19 protein-coding genes and 1 pseudogene are annotated in these 17,939 nt (G+C 39.6%); all 20 read right to left on the bottom strand.

Going from position 1 to position 17,939, the window contains the following annotated elements; all coding sequences use genetic code 11:
- Positions 1-52: 52 nt before the first annotated feature.
- Positions 53-484, bottom strand: a complete 432-nt coding sequence (locus K6V30_RS14960) for a WbuC family cupin fold metalloprotein (RefSeq protein WP_055271752.1) — start codon at positions 482-484, stop codon at positions 53-55.
- Positions 485-583: 99 nt separating this feature from the next.
- On the bottom strand, positions 584-1,261 hold the full coding sequence (locus K6V30_RS14955) for a PIG-L deacetylase family protein (protein WP_055271754.1): 678 nt from the start codon (positions 1,259-1,261) through the stop codon (positions 584-586).
- 86 nt (positions 1,262-1,347) lie between these two features.
- A complete protein-coding gene (locus K6V30_RS14950; protein WP_055271756.1) occupies positions 1,348-2,010 on the bottom strand; it encodes a sugar transferase in 663 nt (220 codons plus the stop codon).
- 547 nt (positions 2,011-2,557) lie between these two features.
- Complete coding sequence (locus K6V30_RS14945) at positions 2,558-3,433, bottom strand: NAD-dependent epimerase/dehydratase family protein (protein WP_055271758.1); 876 nt, start codon at positions 3,431-3,433, stop codon at positions 2,558-2,560.
- 14 nt (positions 3,434-3,447) lie between these two features.
- Positions 3,448-4,674 carry a carboxylate--amine ligase gene (locus K6V30_RS14940; protein ID WP_055271760.1) on the bottom strand — a complete coding sequence of 409 codons (1,227 nt, stop codon included), beginning with the start codon at positions 4,672-4,674 and terminating at the stop codon, positions 3,448-3,450.
- A gap of 136 nt (positions 4,675-4,810) precedes the next feature.
- On the bottom strand, positions 4,811-4,942 hold the full coding sequence (locus tag K6V30_RS25235; RefSeq protein WP_256375755.1) for a hypothetical protein: 132 nt from the start codon (positions 4,940-4,942) through the stop codon (positions 4,811-4,813).
- Positions 4,939-5,073 (bottom strand): LbetaH domain-containing protein, encoded by a 135-nt coding sequence (locus tag K6V30_RS25230; RefSeq protein WP_231947111.1) that lies wholly within the window; start codon positions 5,071-5,073, stop codon positions 4,939-4,941. The genes K6V30_RS25235 and K6V30_RS25230 overlap by 4 nt, the downstream gene beginning before the upstream one ends.
- A 24-nt stretch (positions 5,074-5,097) precedes the next feature.
- Positions 5,098-5,692, bottom strand: a pseudogene (locus K6V30_RS14935) (NAD-dependent epimerase/dehydratase family protein); the annotation flags it as partial.
- A gap of 2 nt (positions 5,693-5,694) precedes the next feature.
- Complete coding sequence (locus K6V30_RS14930) at positions 5,695-6,792, bottom strand: glycosyltransferase family 4 protein (RefSeq protein ID WP_055271762.1); 1,098 nt, start codon at positions 6,790-6,792, stop codon at positions 5,695-5,697.
- 3 nt (positions 6,793-6,795) lie between these two features.
- Positions 6,796-7,848 (bottom strand): glycosyltransferase, encoded by a 1,053-nt coding sequence (locus tag K6V30_RS14925; RefSeq protein WP_055271789.1) that lies wholly within the window; start codon positions 7,846-7,848, stop codon positions 6,796-6,798.
- A 14-nt stretch (positions 7,849-7,862) separates the two neighbouring features.
- Complete coding sequence (locus K6V30_RS14920; RefSeq protein WP_224207159.1) at positions 7,863-8,051, bottom strand: acyltransferase; 189 nt, start codon at positions 8,049-8,051, stop codon at positions 7,863-7,865.
- Between the two features lie 271 nt (positions 8,052-8,322).
- Positions 8,323-9,324 (bottom strand): acyltransferase family protein, encoded by a 1,002-nt coding sequence (locus tag K6V30_RS14915; RefSeq protein WP_117615624.1) that lies wholly within the window; start codon positions 9,322-9,324, stop codon positions 8,323-8,325.
- A 28-nt stretch (positions 9,325-9,352) separates the two neighbouring features.
- The gene (locus tag K6V30_RS14910) at positions 9,353-10,480 is read right to left on the bottom strand and encodes a hypothetical protein (protein ID WP_055271769.1); all 1,128 of its coding nucleotides are present in this window, start codon (positions 10,478-10,480) and stop codon (positions 9,353-9,355) included.
- A 5-nt stretch (positions 10,481-10,485) separates the two neighbouring features.
- Positions 10,486-11,055: a dTDP-4-dehydrorhamnose 3,5-epimerase gene (gene rfbC, locus K6V30_RS14905; protein ID WP_055271771.1), complete on the bottom strand. Its 570-nt coding sequence runs from the start codon at positions 11,053-11,055 to the stop codon at positions 10,486-10,488.
- A 28-nt stretch (positions 11,056-11,083) separates the two neighbouring features.
- Positions 11,084-11,983, bottom strand: coding sequence for an NAD-dependent epimerase/dehydratase family protein (locus K6V30_RS14900; RefSeq protein ID WP_055271791.1), 900 nt, complete (start codon positions 11,981-11,983; stop codon positions 11,084-11,086).
- A 6-nt stretch (positions 11,984-11,989) separates the two neighbouring features.
- On the bottom strand, positions 11,990-13,057 hold the full coding sequence (rfbG, locus tag K6V30_RS14895; RefSeq protein ID WP_055271773.1) for a CDP-glucose 4,6-dehydratase: 1,068 nt from the start codon (positions 13,055-13,057) through the stop codon (positions 11,990-11,992).
- Between the two features lie 35 nt (positions 13,058-13,092).
- Positions 13,093-13,908, bottom strand: coding sequence for a glucose-1-phosphate cytidylyltransferase (gene rfbF / locus K6V30_RS14890; protein ID WP_055271775.1), 816 nt, complete (start codon positions 13,906-13,908; stop codon positions 13,093-13,095).
- Positions 13,909-13,918: 10 nt separating this feature from the next.
- The gene (locus K6V30_RS14885; RefSeq protein WP_055271777.1) at positions 13,919-15,046 is read right to left on the bottom strand and encodes a glycosyltransferase; all 1,128 of its coding nucleotides are present in this window, start codon (positions 15,044-15,046) and stop codon (positions 13,919-13,921) included.
- A gap of 606 nt (positions 15,047-15,652) precedes the next feature.
- Complete coding sequence (locus K6V30_RS14880; RefSeq protein ID WP_055271781.1) at positions 15,653-16,825, bottom strand: glycosyltransferase family 4 protein; 1,173 nt, start codon at positions 16,823-16,825, stop codon at positions 15,653-15,655.
- Positions 16,813-17,901, bottom strand: coding sequence for a hypothetical protein (locus tag K6V30_RS14875; RefSeq protein ID WP_055271782.1), 1,089 nt, complete (start codon positions 17,899-17,901; stop codon positions 16,813-16,815). Before K6V30_RS14875 ends, K6V30_RS14880 begins: the two co-directional genes overlap by 13 nt.
- Between the last annotated feature and the right edge of the window lie 38 nt (positions 17,902-17,939).

Genomic DNA, 17,939 nt, shown 5'->3' with positions numbered 1-17,939 from the left:
ATATTTCTTTCTATTGTTTTTTTATTCTATCTTTATTGCAAATCAATCATTTTTATCGACCATCTCCCATATACGCCCCATCTTTTGCTTCAAATATGACAGAAGGTTCTATTATATTTATAGTATGCCATACCCCTGCAGGTATTTGAATACCGAATTTACCTTCTACAGGAGATAGTATTTGACGTGAAACTTCTTTAAAACTTTTTTGTCTTATCACATCATTACAACAGGAAGTTGTCTCATGAACGTATTCATTCACTTCTTCATAGATAATTTCTTCTAATTTACCTACAAGACATATTACAGTTTCTGATGTTTTTTCATGTCGATGAATAGGCACCTCTGTTTGTGGTTGCAAAGCATTGAGCATGCGTTGACTGGTGTCGGCAGATGAAGTGCGCAAGTCGAAATTCTGACGCAAACGTGGATTTTCTTTTGCCTTCACCAAGAGGTTTTCAAGGAATTCTTTATTTATTTCCATATTGTACATTCAATTATTGAACATTCACATCGCTCTTCTAGAAACAAAGATGTAGGTGCAAACGCTTATAAACCTTTCAAATATTTTATATACAGAATATTAATAGCGTCTTAGCACCACTTGGAACGCCTCTGCATAGCTGCATCCCCACTGACTGCCTCGCATTGCAGCCAAACCCAAAATATATTCATTGCTGCGAGGATGAGGATATGGACGCATGACACCACGGTACATAGCCAATGCCTTGCACTTGACTTCCACACCTTCTTTACCCACTTCAACATAGCAGTTGGGACGGAATAAATTCATGGCATCATTGATTGCCCACTCACTACATGAAGGCACTTCCATATACCAAAATTCCTTCACTGGCTTTACACTTGGCTGGCGCTGGAATAAGCGAATAGCCTCCTGGCAAGCCATTGATGTCTGAAGATGGTCATTGTTTGTGTCTGCAGGATGATGAGTGATAATAATATCAGGCTCGCTTTCTCTGATAGCACCCTCTATGAACTGCACTAATTTCAGATGTGGTACAGTATTCATCTCGATATTCGGGAACGTTCCCTCATACTTTTTCTTCACTCCAAGGAAAGACACGGCAGCATCCGTATCTCCCTCTAATTCTTTGTCAGAAGGACGGAATGCACGGGCCTTCGCCTCCGTACACATAATTGCCACGTCAATTGTATTGCCTTCATGTGACCATTTCCACATGGATGCACCAGCCCCGAGGACTTCGTCATCGGGATGTGCTACTACTAATAAATATTTCATTGCATTTGTCTTTATTTTATTTTCCTCTGCTTACACTAAACTCTAACACCATTGATCATAATTCATCTGACCGGTACTATATTCGTTCATTTGTTCATTGTCTTCTTTGCATCCTCGACAAACTCATTCAGTATCCAAGTGCATTCTTTACCATACACAGCATAGAGTATGCAAATGACAGTATATACTATCATCTTTAAATCGTAGAATATGCCAGCTTTTTGGACATACGTATATTCCAGTTCACGACGTGTAGGATATACCTTTACCATATACTCTTTCTCATCTGTAATTTGGTCACCATAGATAAAGTCATAAAGTGCTGCCGGTCCACTCAACCCTACCGGTACTTTTGCCGCCTCATTCCATTTTCCATAACGAAACATATCAAATTGGTCTTGTGCTACCGGACGTGGCCCAATTATCGACATAGTGCCATTCAAAATATTCAGCAACTGCGGTAACTCGTCAATCTTCACCTTGCGGATAAAATATCCGAACGGAAATATACGATCTTCGTCAGGTCTTAAAGAAGCCTCTGTAGCAGCCTTCGCCACTCGCATAGAGCGAAATTTATACATTCTGAATGGTTTGTTATTCTTACCTATACGATGAGCTGTATAGAATATCGGTCCCCAATCGGAAATCAAGATTCCGATAATGCCAACTATCCATAAAGGTGATGTACCAATGATCCCTATCAAGGCACAGATGAAATCAAAGATTCGCTTGATTACTTTATAAAACATTATTCCATTCAATTTATATATCTTTGTTATATTTAATAAGTTAAAGCACTCAGCTGCAAGCACTGTAAGTAGTCGCTTTAGGCCCGTACCAGCACCAAAGCACTTGTTCTTATAGTGATTTAATAGATTATTCATGCATTTGCTCACACAACAGTGTTTTGCGGTTGCCATTTATGGGGAAGGAGATATACAAACCATCCTCCACAGTATTCTTTATCCGGCGGAAAATATCACACAGATACTGTTGTAAATCGAGTTTATGATTGCATATATTGACAAACACCGATTACAGACGGGTAAAACGCCTGCCCGATTCCAGACTCCCGACAAAGAAGTGGAACACGATCTAAAGTGACTGCTTACCTTTGATTCAGAACAAAGGTAGAGCATATTTTGCATCCCAACCATACGGCCTAAAATGACTGCTTATAAAGTAATTGTCATTGCACTTCTCTATAAAGCGCGGCCCAATCCTCGTCAGTCACTCTGCGAGAGAAGCCATCTCTTTTCCCTAACGATATTAGTATGAGTTCGTGAAATCAATCCGTCAATGCATCGTCTTTCTTATTTCCAATCCTTTCAGCGACTCTTCAAACGATATTACCTGATAGTCAAAGTCCATCTTGCTCATTTCCTGTACATAATAAGAGTCGGAAAACATCTTGGGAATTGCAGGTAAGAACTTCGCTCCTAACCATACCAACGGATTAAACAGTCGGCTAATCCATACCTTATGCCCATGCTCCTTGGCAAACAAACGGACTATCTCCACCGTGTCAGCATATTCTGCATTCTGCGGGAAGAACGTACCCGACATTTCTCTTACAGTAATCTGCTTCACAAACTCTGCCAGATTTACAACGTGCAGCATCGAACGTTTGTTATGCCAAGCAGGGAAAACAGGAGTCTTCTGTGCCAACCATCCCAATCTTGGCAGATTGCCTTTATTGCCGGGACCATAAATCATCGGCGGACGGATTATTGCCACCTTAAATGTATTGCACTGCAGCCCTTTCAATCCCTTCTCTGCTTGCAGTTTCGAGTCACCATAAAAGTCGTTCGGATCAGGCTTGGTGTCCTTTCTCACCCAGTCACCCTTCAACGACTTACTGGCATGATACACAATCTTAGAACTCATGTAGATGAACTGCTTCACCCCATGCTCCTTCGCCCAATTCGCTATCTCAATAGTGAGGTCACGGTTCACTTTATAATATAAGGGCGCCATCTCTAGCTTCGGATTCACATGGGCAATGCCTGCCACATGAAACACCACGTCATACTTTGTGAAATCTGCCTTCTTCCAAGCCTCATTCATCGTGTCAACCGTGTCCACCTGAAATTGCTCAGGCTCACGTATCAACCACTTCTCTATGTTTGTGCCCACAAAACTGTTGGCACCAGTAATCAATATTCGTTTCATTATAGTATAATGTATTACCCTTTCAATTTTGCTTTTCTAAAATTCGGATCAAGATACTTAACTACTCCTTGCAGACTACCAGCAATCATCGGCATCGGGTCTCGCCAAGTGCCATCGTGATAACTCACGTTCTTGCCCCAAAACTTAAACCAACTTGGCCTGAACGAGAACCTCTGCGGGCTCATCAGAAACCACATCACATCTAGTCCAAACCAACGCACCTGCTGCCCAGTCTTGTACTTCCTCATGTCAAACACCTCAGCGCCATTGCCTAAGTACTCATCCACAAAAATCTTTGCGAAATTCACACCGGCAGCAAAGCTTGCCTGAAGACTCGAAGGCACACGAGGATTAATCTCGATAATCTTTAGTTCACCAGTTCGCTTATCCTCCAGCACATCGAAGTCCGCAAACCCATGCCAGTTCAACTTATCCAAACAACGCTCACATTGCTCTAACAGGAACGGATGCTCCACCGTCTCACTATAGCAACTTGTTCCACCTTTCAACGGGAAGTAGCGCATAATCTTTATGACAGTTGAAGCTGCAATCTCTCCATCTCGTTTGCGGAACAACATCACATTATAGTAATAGTCCGGTTGCTCCACATACTGCTGTAGCGTACAAGCCCCGAAAACCTCAGCAATAGGAGGATATTGTTCTTCCAGTTCCTCCATATTTTCCACTTTCGTAATCCCCTTTGCACCAGCCGACAGGTTCGGTTTGATCATAGCTGGAAATTCCACATATTCAGCCACAGATTTCAAGCTCTCTCGAAATTCTAAGCGGACTATATCTTGAGCATTATCGAAAGAAGCATTAACCTCAGGCAGTGCCCTCGTATACGGATGCACAATATCATACTTCTCGCACACCTCCATCAGTTTCTGCTTATCGTTAGCCAGTTCAAAAGTTGAATACGTCTCCACAGCACACTGCATTTTATACAGTTGTTCCACCGTTTCTTTCTCTCGACTCAAAAAATAAGCCGACTCATCACCCATAGGAATAATCAAGTCATACTGATGTGGCTTCAGATGCTTATAGAAATACGCTCTGAAAGCCTCAGTCTCCAGACGCACGTTGGGCGACTTGTATTTGTGATGTAGGTACTTAGTAGCATATCCGCTACTCACCTTTTGCGCACAGAGAGCAGTCAACTCATGCCCGAGTTTGCTCAACTCCCGGGCCATGCACACCACCTGTACCCCTTCGCCATCAAGCAACAATATTTTGCTCATTTATCTAATTCTTATTTTATAGAATTAACAACACTTACCACCTTTTTCAGTTCCTGATCAGTCATGTTATAATAAAATGGCAAGTTCAATACTTTTCCTGCAATATCATGCTCTCGCTCAAACTCCACTGGACAACCTATGCTACAATGGCTGAAATCCATATCAACTCCTTTCGCCACACATTTATTGTAGAAAGCCTTTCGTTCATTAACCAATACTTCTCTGCGCCTCCTAGTTTGATAGTAGGTATCAGAATTGCTATTTTCATTTTGCTCTGTCTTTAATATAACGTGTAGAATTACCAGCCCAAACCCGATAGGGGGAAATGTCTTTAGTAACCACACTTCCTGCTCCAATAATGGTTCCCTTGCCAATAGTAACCGAACTACAGATACACACATTCAGTCCTATAAAAACATCATCTCCCTTGCTCACTACTCCATAAAGAAGATTGAGGTTACCTTTGTTTCCAGGACCGTGAATCATACAAGGGCGTATAATGTACACCTTCTTCCCTTTTATAATAGAGTCGCCATCATCAAAATTGTGATAAGGACGTTCGAGAGCTTCAGGTGCGAAATGCCCGATTATATAATCTTCCGCTTTAATTTTACTCTCTCCATAAGGACCTACGGGAGTGGGAACACATTCTTCTGTGAGGCACTTTCCTTCCACTTTGTCGGAAGCACTCTTTACTGTAGAGAAAAATATAAATATTTTTTACAGATTCATTGAAAAGATACCAATCAAAAATACGTTGAGTAAGCCCTGTATTTACTTTGAAATACACATCCGCCGCACTCTTGTTGCGAGTATCATGGGCCTTACCCGCAAGATGAATAACAGCATCAATCTGTGGGAAATCAATATTACCCAGATCGTTCCATAAAAAAGTCTTTACTATACCTTCCTTCTCAGGCGCCACAATGTCCAGACCATATATTGTATTCTCAGGCGCGAGTGCCTTCACAAAATTAGAGCCGACGAAACCGTGGACTCCGGTGATAAGGATGTTCATAACTAAAACTCTTTAACTAATTCCAGATATCGGTCACATATCTGTGGCCATGTATAATTATCTTCGACGATTTGACGTGCAGTTTTACCTTGAACTTTCAGTGTGTTAAAATCCTTTTCAATCGCTATCATATTAGCGATAACTTCCTCCACATTATTCACAGTACTCCAAAGCCCAATCTTATATTTTTCAAGTACCTCTTGAATTGATGGAATACGTGTGACGACAGGAATTTTACCATATGACATTCCTTCCAACAATGCTATCGGAAGGCCCTCTGACGAAGACACAAGGCAATACGCCATACAATTCTTAAGCAATGCCATTTTAGCATCTCCATATACAATACCAGGAAAAATAATATTTTTACAACCCTCTGCACGTTCAACAATGGTACGACCGTAAGCACTGTTAACATCTCCACCGATAACCAACTGATAATCTGCATGATTATGCTGTTTAAATGCGTCAATCAGAACCTCATAGTTTTTAATCGGATCAATGCGACCAATAGTCAGAAAGAATTTACTAACTTGTATTCCATTCTTTTCAAGAATATCCGTATTCAATTCTCTATCTACAGGCAGGAATACCCCACAAGGAAGAACCTTACAACTTTTGTGATACCTGTTGTACACCTCTTTTGCTTTAGTACAGCTAACGGTAACCACATTTTTAGTGAAAGCCAAAGCCAACCTCATTGAAGCCATAAGAAGTTTCTTCATCATCTTTCCATGTTTCGGGCTATCTTCCGCAAGGCTATGAATAATAGCACTTGATTTCATACCAAACAAACGTACAATCAGTGAAGGAATTACTGAGAATGTAACCGTTTGATACATTACCATATCTATTTCCTTCCTATGCTTGATCAAATATGGTAATGATTTTAGATACAAAACAGGAATGCTGGTCATCGTATTTCCCCAAGTCCTATACTGCTTAATTTTCACCCCTTTGTAATCAGTTACCTTATTGCACGATCCAAAACTCATCACAAACGACTCAAAGCCTCTTTTCTTCAGTTCAAGAGCCAAATTATAAGTATATGAGTTCACTCCGTTCGGTTCCTCATGTGCACCTATGAATATTGTTCTCATCTATTATTTTCCCTCTATCAAATCCAAATATCGTTTCTCAAAAATCTCCATAGAATAGTTCTCGCGAAGATTCTGATTGCTCCTCACTCCCATTGTATTCCTGAGTTCTACTGAATCAAGCAACTTACATAAAGAAGTAGTTAGTCCCGTAACATCACCAATTGGATGCAAGTAACCATTCACACCATCAATTACTAAATGATCATTATCTCCAACGTTAGTAGCAACCACTGGCAAACTCCAATTCAAAGCTTCCATAATACTATTGCTTGTACCCTCAAATAGACTAGTAGATATATATATGTCGGCATTACGTTCAAGTTCTGATACATTATTCGGTTTGATATGGATATCAGTTCTATCCTTGATACCATACAGTTCAACCCATTCACGAATCTGCGCTTCAAGCACTCCATAGCCAACAATACAGAGACGATAATCTTTCCTATCAAGCAATGAAATACTTTTAATAAGAGTTTCGTAATCTTTTTGAGGATCGAAGCGACCAACTGTAATGATTGTCCTTTGAGAATGATTGTCTCTTATAATTGGTTCGGCAATATCCGGGAAGCAATTAGGAATGACAATATTCTTGTCTTTCCGAAAACCTAACTTCTCAAAATAATCAGCCCCAGAATAACAGTTGTAAATGGTCGCTGTAGCCCAATGATTATGAGCCCATTTCTCCATCAACATCTTACTCTTTGGAAGCCTTGAGTTACGTATACCATTATATACACTAATTCTTAATCTCTTGCCTAGAAATGAACCAAGAAAATCTGGCATTGTCAGATAGTTGAGAAGCACATCAGTATGAGATTCCTTCAAAAGTTCTCTAATCCGTATAGTCTTTAAAAGCATGCTGCCGTTCAGTCGATGAACCTTAACTGAGCTCTCGGCTAACAAATCCACATTTCCTTTATATTCAGTGTGACCGCCATTAAGCACAATCAGATTCACATCCGTATGTTTTGAAAGCTGAATCGCAAGCAATACAGCCTGCTTCTCTGCCCCTCCAGAATCTATTGTCGAAACTAATATGGAGACCTTCTTCATTATCATTTATTTTATTAATGTTCACGATCTTTAATGTACCTTGCAGGATTCCCAGCCCATACCTGATAAGGCGGAATGTCTTTTGTCACTATACTTCCTGCACCTATTATTGCTCCCTTGCCAATAGTTACAGAATTACAAATGATAACATTTACACCTATGAACACATCATCTTCAATATGAACTTCACCGATACGAAACATTCTTCCTAAACGCGATGGATCAAGATAGTGGGTTAAAGCAGTAATGGGAACATTGTTACCAATAAATATTTTATTTGGTGCAACAGTATCAATGCCTACACTACCATATATCAGTTCATCATTTCTCTTGCGAGAATAGTCTTACTGAAATTCTTAACATACTCCCCTTATCCACTTATTACTTTGGTAAACAGAAGCTGTGTTTGTTATAATTCTTCCACCATTAATGATATAACTCTTAGTAATTAAGCAATAATTACAATTACCCTATCTAATTTTTCTTCAAAGCCTTCTCACAAAATCTATTCACCCAATAAGCCAACGCTGTTCCAACAATGATAACCAAAGCATAGTGTAAATAGCAACCTTTATTCACTGGCGATTCATAAATCCAAGGTAAGTATACAATAATCCAAGAACCCACGATTCCATTAAACAAATAAGATTCTAAAGATATTTTACCAAAAAAACTAAGTATATTCATAAAAGTCTTTCCACTGTAGCAAAACAATCTGCAAAGTAAAGGGACAAATGAAAATACCAAAAAGCCAGGCCAATACCCAAAATGCAAATACTTCATCATAATAACAAGAAATAGTGGAACAACTATCATCCACAAAAACGAAATACACTTTTCCTCTTTAGCCATAGGAGCCAACATAAAACCAATGAAAAATGCAGGAAGATGAACAAGCACATGTCTTACATTTTCTATAAATTGTGCTAGGCCCACATTTGGGCATTCAAAGTGCAAACTCGAAATGCCCACTATTATAATAACAATAACCAGCGTGTAATATACCGGATTTTTTATCTTTTTACATATCGCATCGTGAACCGGGGTAATAGCATACAACGGTATAAGCATTGCAATATACCAAGCTCCTTTATGTTCAAGCCAATAACTGATTGTGGATATATTAAGTACAGCTTCCGCAATAGTTCTGCCTCTCATCACAGCAAGAATATTTCCGATGCCTGCAATGATAAAATACGGGACCAAAACACGCCTATATCTTCTTATATACCAGCACTTTACCCCCCCCCACGAATTTGCTTCATTATCAATACTTTTTAATGAATACCAAAGGCCCAAGCCACTCACAAGAAGGAAAATATCCACTCCTACGGAGGCAAGCCCGCAGAGCGACTCCATCCACCTTGGCATCACAACACCATTGCCAACAGAATGACCAAATATCACTAAAAGCGTGGCAATCCCCATTAGTTGGGTACGGTATCTACTAATATCGTTTACGTTAAATTGAGACATTGTTTACAAATACACTATATTTAAATTACTATGATATTTGAAGCTGGTCTACTACATGCTCCGCAAACAACTTCCTTGCATTTATACCAATGCGATATTTTTGATAATTTTGCTGACCATTTATTGCAACATAGTCATACTTACCTATTTGAACCTCTTTGATAATATTCTCGAAATCTGAAAAATCCCAATTTATCGGAATATAGGTTTCAAATGGTTTGTATAAGTCAGGATAGGTAACGCAATGCTCCATAGAAGGCTTCAACAGAATTGCCCTATTGTAAAACGCTTCAAAATCTCTCAGACAACACTCTCCCCATCCGAATGGAGATGCAATCGACTTAGAGTGTTTAAGTTCCTCCAAATACTCTTCTCTTGATATTTTCTTATATACATCAGGATGTGTGATGTCCCTAAGATTCATTATCAATTCAAGCATTTTTTTACGTTGGTAACCAACTACATCGCCATACACTTTTGGGTTTGACCCTCCGTAATGAACATCAATAGTCCGTTCTGAATCACTCTCAATAACATTAGGGTCTGCAAACTTAAAAGGATGCTTATATATCCAAGTCTTTCCACCCATTCTGTCATAAAAAGCAACATTCCATGAAACACGCAATTTGTGAAGATATTCTTTTAGAGCTGTATGATAATGAATCGAAGCAAGAGATTCATCTGTTAATCCCAACTTTTGGTGGTAATAATCAGAATAGAGACGGGCACAATAAAACTCATTTGTATAAAGATTGGTATCCTTCAGCAGTTGTTTTTTGAAATACAAATCCACATAAGGTAGAACATCAAAAAGACATGTTCCTGTACTATCTGCTGTATCTAGCCAACACAACAATTTGCATTTCTGTTTTAAGGATTTTACGAGAGCTATTCTTTTTTCAGAATTTTGGCCAATAATGGATTGAGAATGATGAAAAGCCAGAAAAACTATATCAAAACGCCCTATTGTATCCCACTTCAACTTTATTCCCTCATAAGGAACTTTTGTAGATTTAGGGTAAGGAACATAGTCAAAAATGCTGGCATATTTTATCTTATATCCTAAATCGTGAAATTCATTGCGAGCCCACATCATGGCTTTCAGCCAACGATAGGTATTGAACGTACCATCATAAATGAGCGTTATTGTTCTCATAAGTTTTACTTCGCTTTTTCTAGATACTCCTTCAAACTCATCAGATTCTTGTCCTTCTCAGAGATAATCAAGTTATCGATGCCACCGATCTTCTCGAAAGGCCATTCGATGGCCATATCAGGATCGTTGTACATGATGCCAGCATCTCCCTCGCTATAAAACACTTCTCCACACTTGTAGCTGACTACAGAGTCCTCAAGTACGAGATAGCCATGACCGAAGAACTGAGGAATGTAGAGAGTCTTCTGATTCTCACCGGTAAGGTCGAAACTTTGCCACTTACCAAAGGTAGGAGAGTCTAGTCGGAGATCGATGATTACATCATACACATGTCCGCTGATGCATCGGACAAGCTTTGCCTGCTGCTTCACAAACTGAAAGTGCATTGCGCGGATCACACACTTCTTAGAGATAGTGTAGAATACTTCCTTCAACTCATGCTCAATGCCGTTAGCCTTGAACATATCAATATTATAATCCTTGACAAAGCCACCACGTTCGTCGGTAACGTAGAAGGGAGTTATTTCGTAGGCTCCCTTCATTTCAAGCTCCTTGAATTCAAATTTCTGAATCATTCTTGTAAAAGTTTAATAGGGTAAAAGGTTAAAGAGTCTTCAACCAATCAATGGTCTTGTTGATACCATTATCAAAATCAGTAGAGACATACTCGCCAACAGTTGCCACAAGGTCACTATTGTCAAACATCTCCATCGAGTACTTGATGCCATCGTCTGGACGGATGCCCACACCTACCTTGTCTGCACAACCAGCAAGTTCACCAATGCGAAGGAGATATTCTTTTAGGATGCGAGGGCTACCAGAACCGATATAGTAGAATGCCTTATTGGTATCGTTGGCACTAAGACGATATACTGCCTCAATGAGATCATCCACATAAATGAAGTCATATGGCTGAAGAGCAGGTCCAAAAGTTGCTTCCTTACCTGCCATCAACTCACCCAAAGTATAGCTCACAAGGTTTCCGGTCTTGTTGCCTACGCCATAGATATTCGAGAACTGCATCCATACAAACTGCTGTCCGATGTTTTTGCAGTAGTCCTCAAGGATGAGTCGGCAAGCATGCTTTGCCACACCATACATCATACCGCCAGAGGTTTTCTCCAAATTAGAGAGGCTGAAGGTTGCATTCTCTGCTACGGTACCTGCACAAAGATATTTTTTCACATTGAGTTGCTTGCTGATGTTGACACAATCCACTGCCATCTGAATATTTGCAAGTTGAACGGTAGGATCTGCCTTATCGGCACCATTCACACCTCTCCAAGCCAGATGATAGAAAGCATCATACTCGCCAGCTGGTATCTTCTTAGCAAGTGAAACGTCTACTCCAGACTCAATCTTTGTAATGAACTCCAACTCAGGCAAACGGTCGCCTGCAAAAGTTATATCTACAGCAACCACATTAACGCCATTCGCCACCAACTTCTTGATGAGCGAACTGCCGATAAAGCCATTGCCGCCTGTCACTATTACGTTCTTCATGTTCATTTACGCATTTAGGAATTCTGCAATCTGCTTATCCATACAAGCACGTACATCGCCACCTGCAAGCCAGATTTTACTCCACTCAACAATTTTCTCCATTGCCTCATCAAGGTTCCAACGTGGAGTCCAACCGAAAGTAGCCTTCAGTTTTGAGCAGTCAAGTTTGAGGAAGTTTGCTTCATGAGGACCACCATCGTACTTGTTCACCCACTTCATACCTTCGCCCCACTTGCTGACAAAGAGATCAACGAGCGCTCCTGTTTGGAAACAATCGACATCATCAGGACCTACATTGTAGTAGTCAGCATACTTGCTATCGTCATACTGTTTCATAACAATCACAAGGTAAGCATAGAGAGGCTCCAATACATGCTGATAAGGACGAGTAGAATAAGGATTGCGAACAACAATATCCTCATGTTTTGCAGCCGCACGAATACTATCAGGAATGATGCGGTCTGTGGCGAAGTCGCCACCACCAATCACGTTGCCTGCACGAGCAGTAGAGATAGGGATAATTGGCAATCCGTCCTTATCGGTGAAGAATGAGCGCTTGTAGGAATGGGTAACAAGCTCTGAGCATGACTTAGAATTTGAGTAAGGATCATAGCCATCCAACTCCTCGTTTTCACGATAGCCCCAGCTCCACTCCTTGTTGAAATACACCTTATCGGTAGTCACATTGAGGAAAGACTTCACACAATTACTTTGTCGCACACATTCAAGGATGTTGACTGTACCCATCACGTTGGTTCCGTAAGTGTAAGCAGGATCTTTGTATGAATCACGTACGATAGGTTGAGCTGCAAGGTGAAGTACAATCTCAGGTTGTGCTTCATTGAAAGCCTTCTTGAGTGCTGCCATATCGCGAATGTCGCCAATCACAGAATGCACATCACCCTCGATATTGGCAATCTTGAAGAGCGAAGGCTCTGTAGGTGCTTCCAACGAATAGCCTGTTACGATAGCACCAGCATTAGCAAGCACCTTACACATCCAAGAGCCCTTGAAACCAGTGTGACCTGTCAGAAACACACGCTTGCCTTTATAGAATTCGTATATATTTTCCATTGTTAAATGTTAACTTATTAACTACTACCTTTGCTTTATTTTGCATAATCAGGGATGTCTGGAACAGAACGATCCCAACGCTTCCAAGGAGCCTTGTCTTCTGCAAGAAGTTTCTCAAGAAATGACTTCTCGCGAATGTTATCCATACATTGCCAGAAGCCAGTGTGAACGTATGACATCAGTTCGCCCATTTCTGCCAATTTCACAAGAACGGTCTTCTCAAAGACGCAAGTGTCCCCCCCCTCAAGCATATCGAACACCAAAGGTTCGAGAATCATATAACCAGCATTAATAGGAGCACCATCTGCAGCATTCTTCTCACGGAACGCACGTACAGCCTGATCCTTGGTGATATCCAGTATGCCCTTATCCTGCGCCATCTTGACTGCAGTAAGGGTAGCGAGCTTACCATGGCTCTTGTGGAACTCGATGAGCTTGTCAATCTCCACATCACACACACCATCGCCATAGGTCATGAAGAAAGGTTCATTGCCAACATACTTCTGGATGCGCTTAATACGCCCACCGGTCATGGTGTTGTATCCCGTATCGACCACAGTCACCTTCCATGGCTCCATATTGGTCTGGTGAACGGTCATCTCGTTCTTACCATTACGGTAATCGAAGGTGACATCGGAGTTGTGCAGGAAGTAGTTAGCGAACCACTCCTTGATATACTCCTGCTTATAGCCAGCGCAGATAATAAACTCAGTATGCCCATAGTAAGCATACTCTTTCATGATGTGCCAAAGGATAGGCATGCCACCTATCTCAATCATTGGCTTTGGTTTGAATTGAGATTCCTCAGAGATGCGGGAACCGAAGCCTCCGGCGAGAAGAACGACTTTCATAATATATTCATTATTTATACATCAAATTAATAATCTTCAATACTTCTGTTGAACTATTGAACTCCTTCATAGCTACCTCTTTTCCTGCAATGGCAACAGAATCGTTTTTTTCCAGATTTGCAGATACTTCCATCATCTTATCAGAAATACAATTAATATCTCCCGGTTTAGCAATGAAGGCGCTGACGCCATCTTTTAGGAAGTCTGTGATATTACCAACGTCAGTAAGTACAACAGGTCTGCCTGATAGTAAGTATTCACCCAATTTAGTGGGGAAACCGTACTTAGCTTGAATATTGTCTGGACGAGCAAGAACAAGCATTTCTGCATCCACGAAATACTGCGGAATAGTGGTAGGAGATACAGAATCTGTAAATACCACACTATCCAAAGCTTTGTATAGTCTCAGATACTCTTCATACTCCTGCTTTTGTTCCTGCGAAACGATTGGTCCAATGATATAGAGTTTTCTATCACTATACTTCTCATGATATCTGACAAAAGAAGCAATCAAGTCACCTACACCATCCTTGCTATCCTTGTTTACATTTCCACAATACGCTATGTACTTCTCTACATTAGGGTTACGTTGAACGCCTTCAAAGCGCTTTGGATCCACTATCATATTGATGACATGAACCTTATCCGGACTGACCCCATAACCAACAAAATACTGCTTCAAATTACTTGAGATAACGAAAACTCCATTCAATTGTTTCCACAGTCTCTTGTAGTATCTCCACGGATAAGTCCTCGGCTTAAACAAATCAGGACATTCTGTCACTTCAAAATAGGTCTGCTTACGTCTGAACCACACTAGGAAAGGCAGATATTCAACTGCACCATACAATAGCAATTTATCTTCTTTCTTCACATCTGCAAGCAAGAACCAGATCGTGGTGAAGAAAGATAAAAGTTTTGAGAGAACTTTACTCTCCACTTTACAAGGTCTGAGTCCTCTAATAGTTACACCATTTCTGGGTTGACAATTATTTAGGTCAAGCCTCAAGAACGCTACAATTTCGACTTCATATCCCTGTTCTGCAGCACTATTAGCGTATGCCAGTAATCTATTACTACTAGCAGAGCCATAACTGAAAATCCAGTTTAATATGTAGAATTTTCCTTTTCTATTCATTTATTCAATTCCCATTTTGATTTTGAGATTCTCTATCGCATTGACTCTTCGTTTGCTCTCACCTTTGAGCAATGAATAGTTATCTGATCGGTCTGCCTTCTTTACCGCAGGCATGCCGACTTACAAAACATTACCTTCTGGGAAAGACTTTGTGACAACCGAATTGGCAGCAACAACGATATGATCACCCAACACTTCACCACCAGTAATCTTTGCGCCCGTAGAAAGGAGCAGACCTTTACCAATTCTTCTACCTGTATCAGTAATGCAAGTAGATGTGTGTAATGTTGCGTATGACTCTATTCTATTGGTGTTTCCCACAACTATGGTTTCATAGTGTGGAATGACCAATCCGTAATCACAAGCATCATATCCGATACTGAATCCGAGTTTACGGGACAGCCTAAAAAATCATAACCTGTTTATTAGAGAGTAATATTGTACCTTTCTCATTGTCTTAAGGAACTCCATGATGTAATCTAGAGCCACAAGATGCAACAACTTCTTCTTGGGAGGTTCTTTGAAGTGCCCTCTATTCATCATCATGTCTGCCTGAAGATAGAAGTGGAGGTAGTTGCGAGATGTGATCATAATACTAAATTTGTTTTAATGCTTCATTAATACTGACATTGTTTGTTTGGCTATGTTATGCCAATCATACTCATCACCATTGCCATATTGTCTTGCTCCGTGTTTTAACAATGACATCAGGTTCTGGTCTGTAATAAGAGATTGCATTGCGTCGGCAAATGAAACCGCATCTTCTGCATTAACTAGAATACCATTCTTCCCATCTTGGATGGATTCTACCAAAGCTCCCACCTTTGTAGCAATAATTGGATTACCAAAAATAAACGAAGTAGGAATAATTCCACTTTGAGAGGCAGTCTTATATGGTAGAAGAACAACATCAGATATATCATTCAGGTACATCATTTCGTCATCATAAAGGATTCTATTAATAACGACACAATTCTTCTTTGTTGAATAGAATGGTAAGGTTGGATCATCACCACTTCCTGCTACGATTAAATTGAAATCAACTTTTCTGTCGTTTAGAATCTCACAAACCCGCTTTAAGAGATCTAGCCCTTTATATGGTTTGATAAATCCATAAAATAAGAATATTGGAGAATCATTATTGAATTGAATCTTAAGTTCTGTAGGTTTCCTATACAACATTAACGTTTCGAACTTACCAAATGGAATATATTCTGATAAACAATAACCATTCTTGTCCAATGTTCTAAACCTATCTAATGTTGATTTTGAAGGCAAGATAACCTTTGATTTATCGCGTATTACGGTTTCCATTAATGGTGTTGATAGTTCTCCTTTAAAATGACTACCAACTTCATGAAATGTGTGTGTTAAATTTTCATCTTTAAGTTCATTATGTATGATTTCAACCCATGGCCATTGTCCAACAATGTTAATGGCATCATATTTTGCAGATTTGATTTTATTTAAAACAATTTTGAATACAATTTTATTAAGAAGCGTTAATCGTCTTGAAAACGATACCAGACGGAACAAGAATAAATTCACGGGAAGTCCTTCATAGTAACCACAAATCTCAGGAGCATTGACAGAGGTCAATCTTATTAATCCTGGATATTTGGGGGCTTTATGATAATCTATGCCAGGAACAGTGCCTTTATCGTGAAACATATCGATTATTGCAAAGTAGTCAACTGTTACCCCTTGTTCTGCAATTGATTTTGCTAAACACAATGAAGACTCATAATGAAAATATGAGATGATTGCTATTTTTTGCATAATTCAAACTCTTTATCATTTAAACATATACCAAATGTGTAACATAGTATAAGAGAAATCCAAAACAAATCAAATCTTTGGTAAGCATACAATATTAAGAATACCAAATATAATAAAGCATACCTGCGATCCCTTGACTTTAATGTAATATAGAAATATGGCAGAAGATATAATATTATTCCTAATATACCAATATTCAATACTTGACTATAAAAACCAGCTCCTGCACCGAATTGCTCGTTTACAAAGGAAATTGTAGCCTTATCGTAGCCAAGCCACAAAATACTAGGATTTTCAAACATAAAGTAAAAGAATTCCAGTTTTTGTGTACTGATCCTACCATTCGTATTGTCTATAGCCAATTCATCATCTTGAAGTCTTGATAGAATTGAATGATTAATGTAATTGTCACCGCCATTATAGTATGTACCAAAAGCTATTACAGCAGAAAACACCAATACACCTAATAATAGCTTTTGGGAAGAGAACTTATTCTTTGTCATCATTATTGCAGAATATCCAAATAATGCCAAAAGATAACCTGCAAGAGAGAACGTTAGGATTAGCGAACCCAAAACAGCCCAAAGGTATTTGAATCGTTTAAAATCAAACTTAGTTGCATATAAAAGAAAAGCCGAAACACATCCTAAATCACCTGGTTCTATCAGAGGTCCGTTAAAACGAAACATTCCAGTTACTCCAGCTGTAATTGGTTTTAAATAGAACAAATAATTGTAACATGGTTCTCCATAAAAATCACCTCCATAGTGTGTCTGGATGATACCCAAGCTTGGAAGATTTATAAAGAATGAACATATGTATATAATCATTCCAGGAATCAATATCATCCCCAACCACTTTGTAATATAATACAGTAACAATTCTTTTTGGGAATCTTGTAAGCAAAGAAGAAGATAAGTCGTTACGGGAAGAACCGCTTGATTCGCCATCCCAATAATCTCAAATGTCCCTCTCGCACGATACATAGTGTATACATTAGCTATATATATGAGGAAGGCAAACATAGCATATTTAGACTGATTTCTTATCTCATATGCCCCTATAGAAATCAGCATAAACAGTACAATTGGAAGACAGTAGAAAAACAATGTAT

The sequence above is a fragment of the Bacteroides faecis genome (genome assembly GCF_020091505.1).
GTDB lineage: Bacteria > Bacteroidota > Bacteroidia > Bacteroidales > Bacteroidaceae > Bacteroides > Bacteroides faecis.
This window is presented reverse-complemented; position numbering and strand designations above follow the sequence as displayed.

Coding starts and splice junctions, on each gene's coding strand:
- K6V30_RS14960 (WP_055271752.1), bottom strand. CDS start 484: ATGGAAATAAATAAAGAATTCCTTGAAAACCTCTTGGTGAAGGCAAAA.
- K6V30_RS14955 (WP_055271754.1), bottom strand. CDS start 1,261: ATGAAATATTTATTAGTAGTAGCACATCCCGATGACGAAGTCCTCGGG.
- K6V30_RS14950 (WP_055271756.1), bottom strand. CDS start 2,010: ATGTTTTATAAAGTAATCAAGCGAATCTTTGATTTCATCTGTGCCTTG.
- K6V30_RS14945 (WP_055271758.1), bottom strand. CDS start 3,433: ATGAAACGAATATTGATTACTGGTGCCAACAGTTTTGTGGGCACAAAC.
- K6V30_RS14940 (WP_055271760.1), bottom strand. CDS start 4,674: ATGAGCAAAATATTGTTGCTTGATGGCGAAGGGGTACAGGTGGTGTGC.
- K6V30_RS25235 (WP_256375755.1), bottom strand. CDS start 4,942: ATGAAAATAGCAATTCTGATACCTACTATCAAACTAGGAGGCGCAGAG.
- K6V30_RS14930 (WP_055271762.1), bottom strand. CDS start 6,792: ATGAGAACAATATTCATAGGTGCACATGAGGAACCGAACGGAGTGAAC.
- K6V30_RS14925 (WP_055271789.1), bottom strand. CDS start 7,848: ATGAAGAAGGTCTCCATATTAGTTTCGACAATAGATTCTGGAGGGGCA.
- K6V30_RS14920 (WP_224207159.1), bottom strand. CDS start 8,051: ATGTTTCGTATCGGTGAAGTTCATATTGAAGATGATGTGTTCATAGGT.
- K6V30_RS14915 (WP_117615624.1), bottom strand. CDS start 9,324: ATGTCTCAATTTAACGTAAACGATATTAGTAGATACCGTACCCAACTA.
- K6V30_RS14910 (WP_055271769.1), bottom strand. CDS start 10,480: ATGAGAACAATAACGCTCATTTATGATGGTACGTTCAATACCTATCGT.
- rfbC (WP_055271771.1), bottom strand. CDS start 11,055: ATGATTCAGAAATTTGAATTCAAGGAGCTTGAAATGAAGGGAGCCTAC.
- K6V30_RS14900 (WP_055271791.1), bottom strand. CDS start 11,983: ATGAAGAACGTAATAGTGACAGGCGGCAATGGCTTTATCGGCAGTTCG.
- rfbG (WP_055271773.1), bottom strand. CDS start 13,057: ATGGAAAATATATACGAATTCTATAAAGGCAAGCGTGTGTTTCTGACA.
- rfbF (WP_055271775.1), bottom strand. CDS start 13,908: ATGAAAGTCGTTCTTCTCGCCGGAGGCTTCGGTTCCCGCATCTCTGAG.
- K6V30_RS14885 (WP_055271777.1), bottom strand. CDS start 15,046: ATGAATAGAAAAGGAAAATTCTACATATTAAACTGGATTTTCAGTTAT.
- K6V30_RS14880 (WP_055271781.1), bottom strand. CDS start 16,825: ATGCAAAAAATAGCAATCATCTCATATTTTCATTATGAGTCTTCATTG.
- K6V30_RS14875 (WP_055271782.1), bottom strand. CDS start 17,901: ATGCTGATTTCTATAGGGGCATATGAGATAAGAAATCAGTCTAAATAT.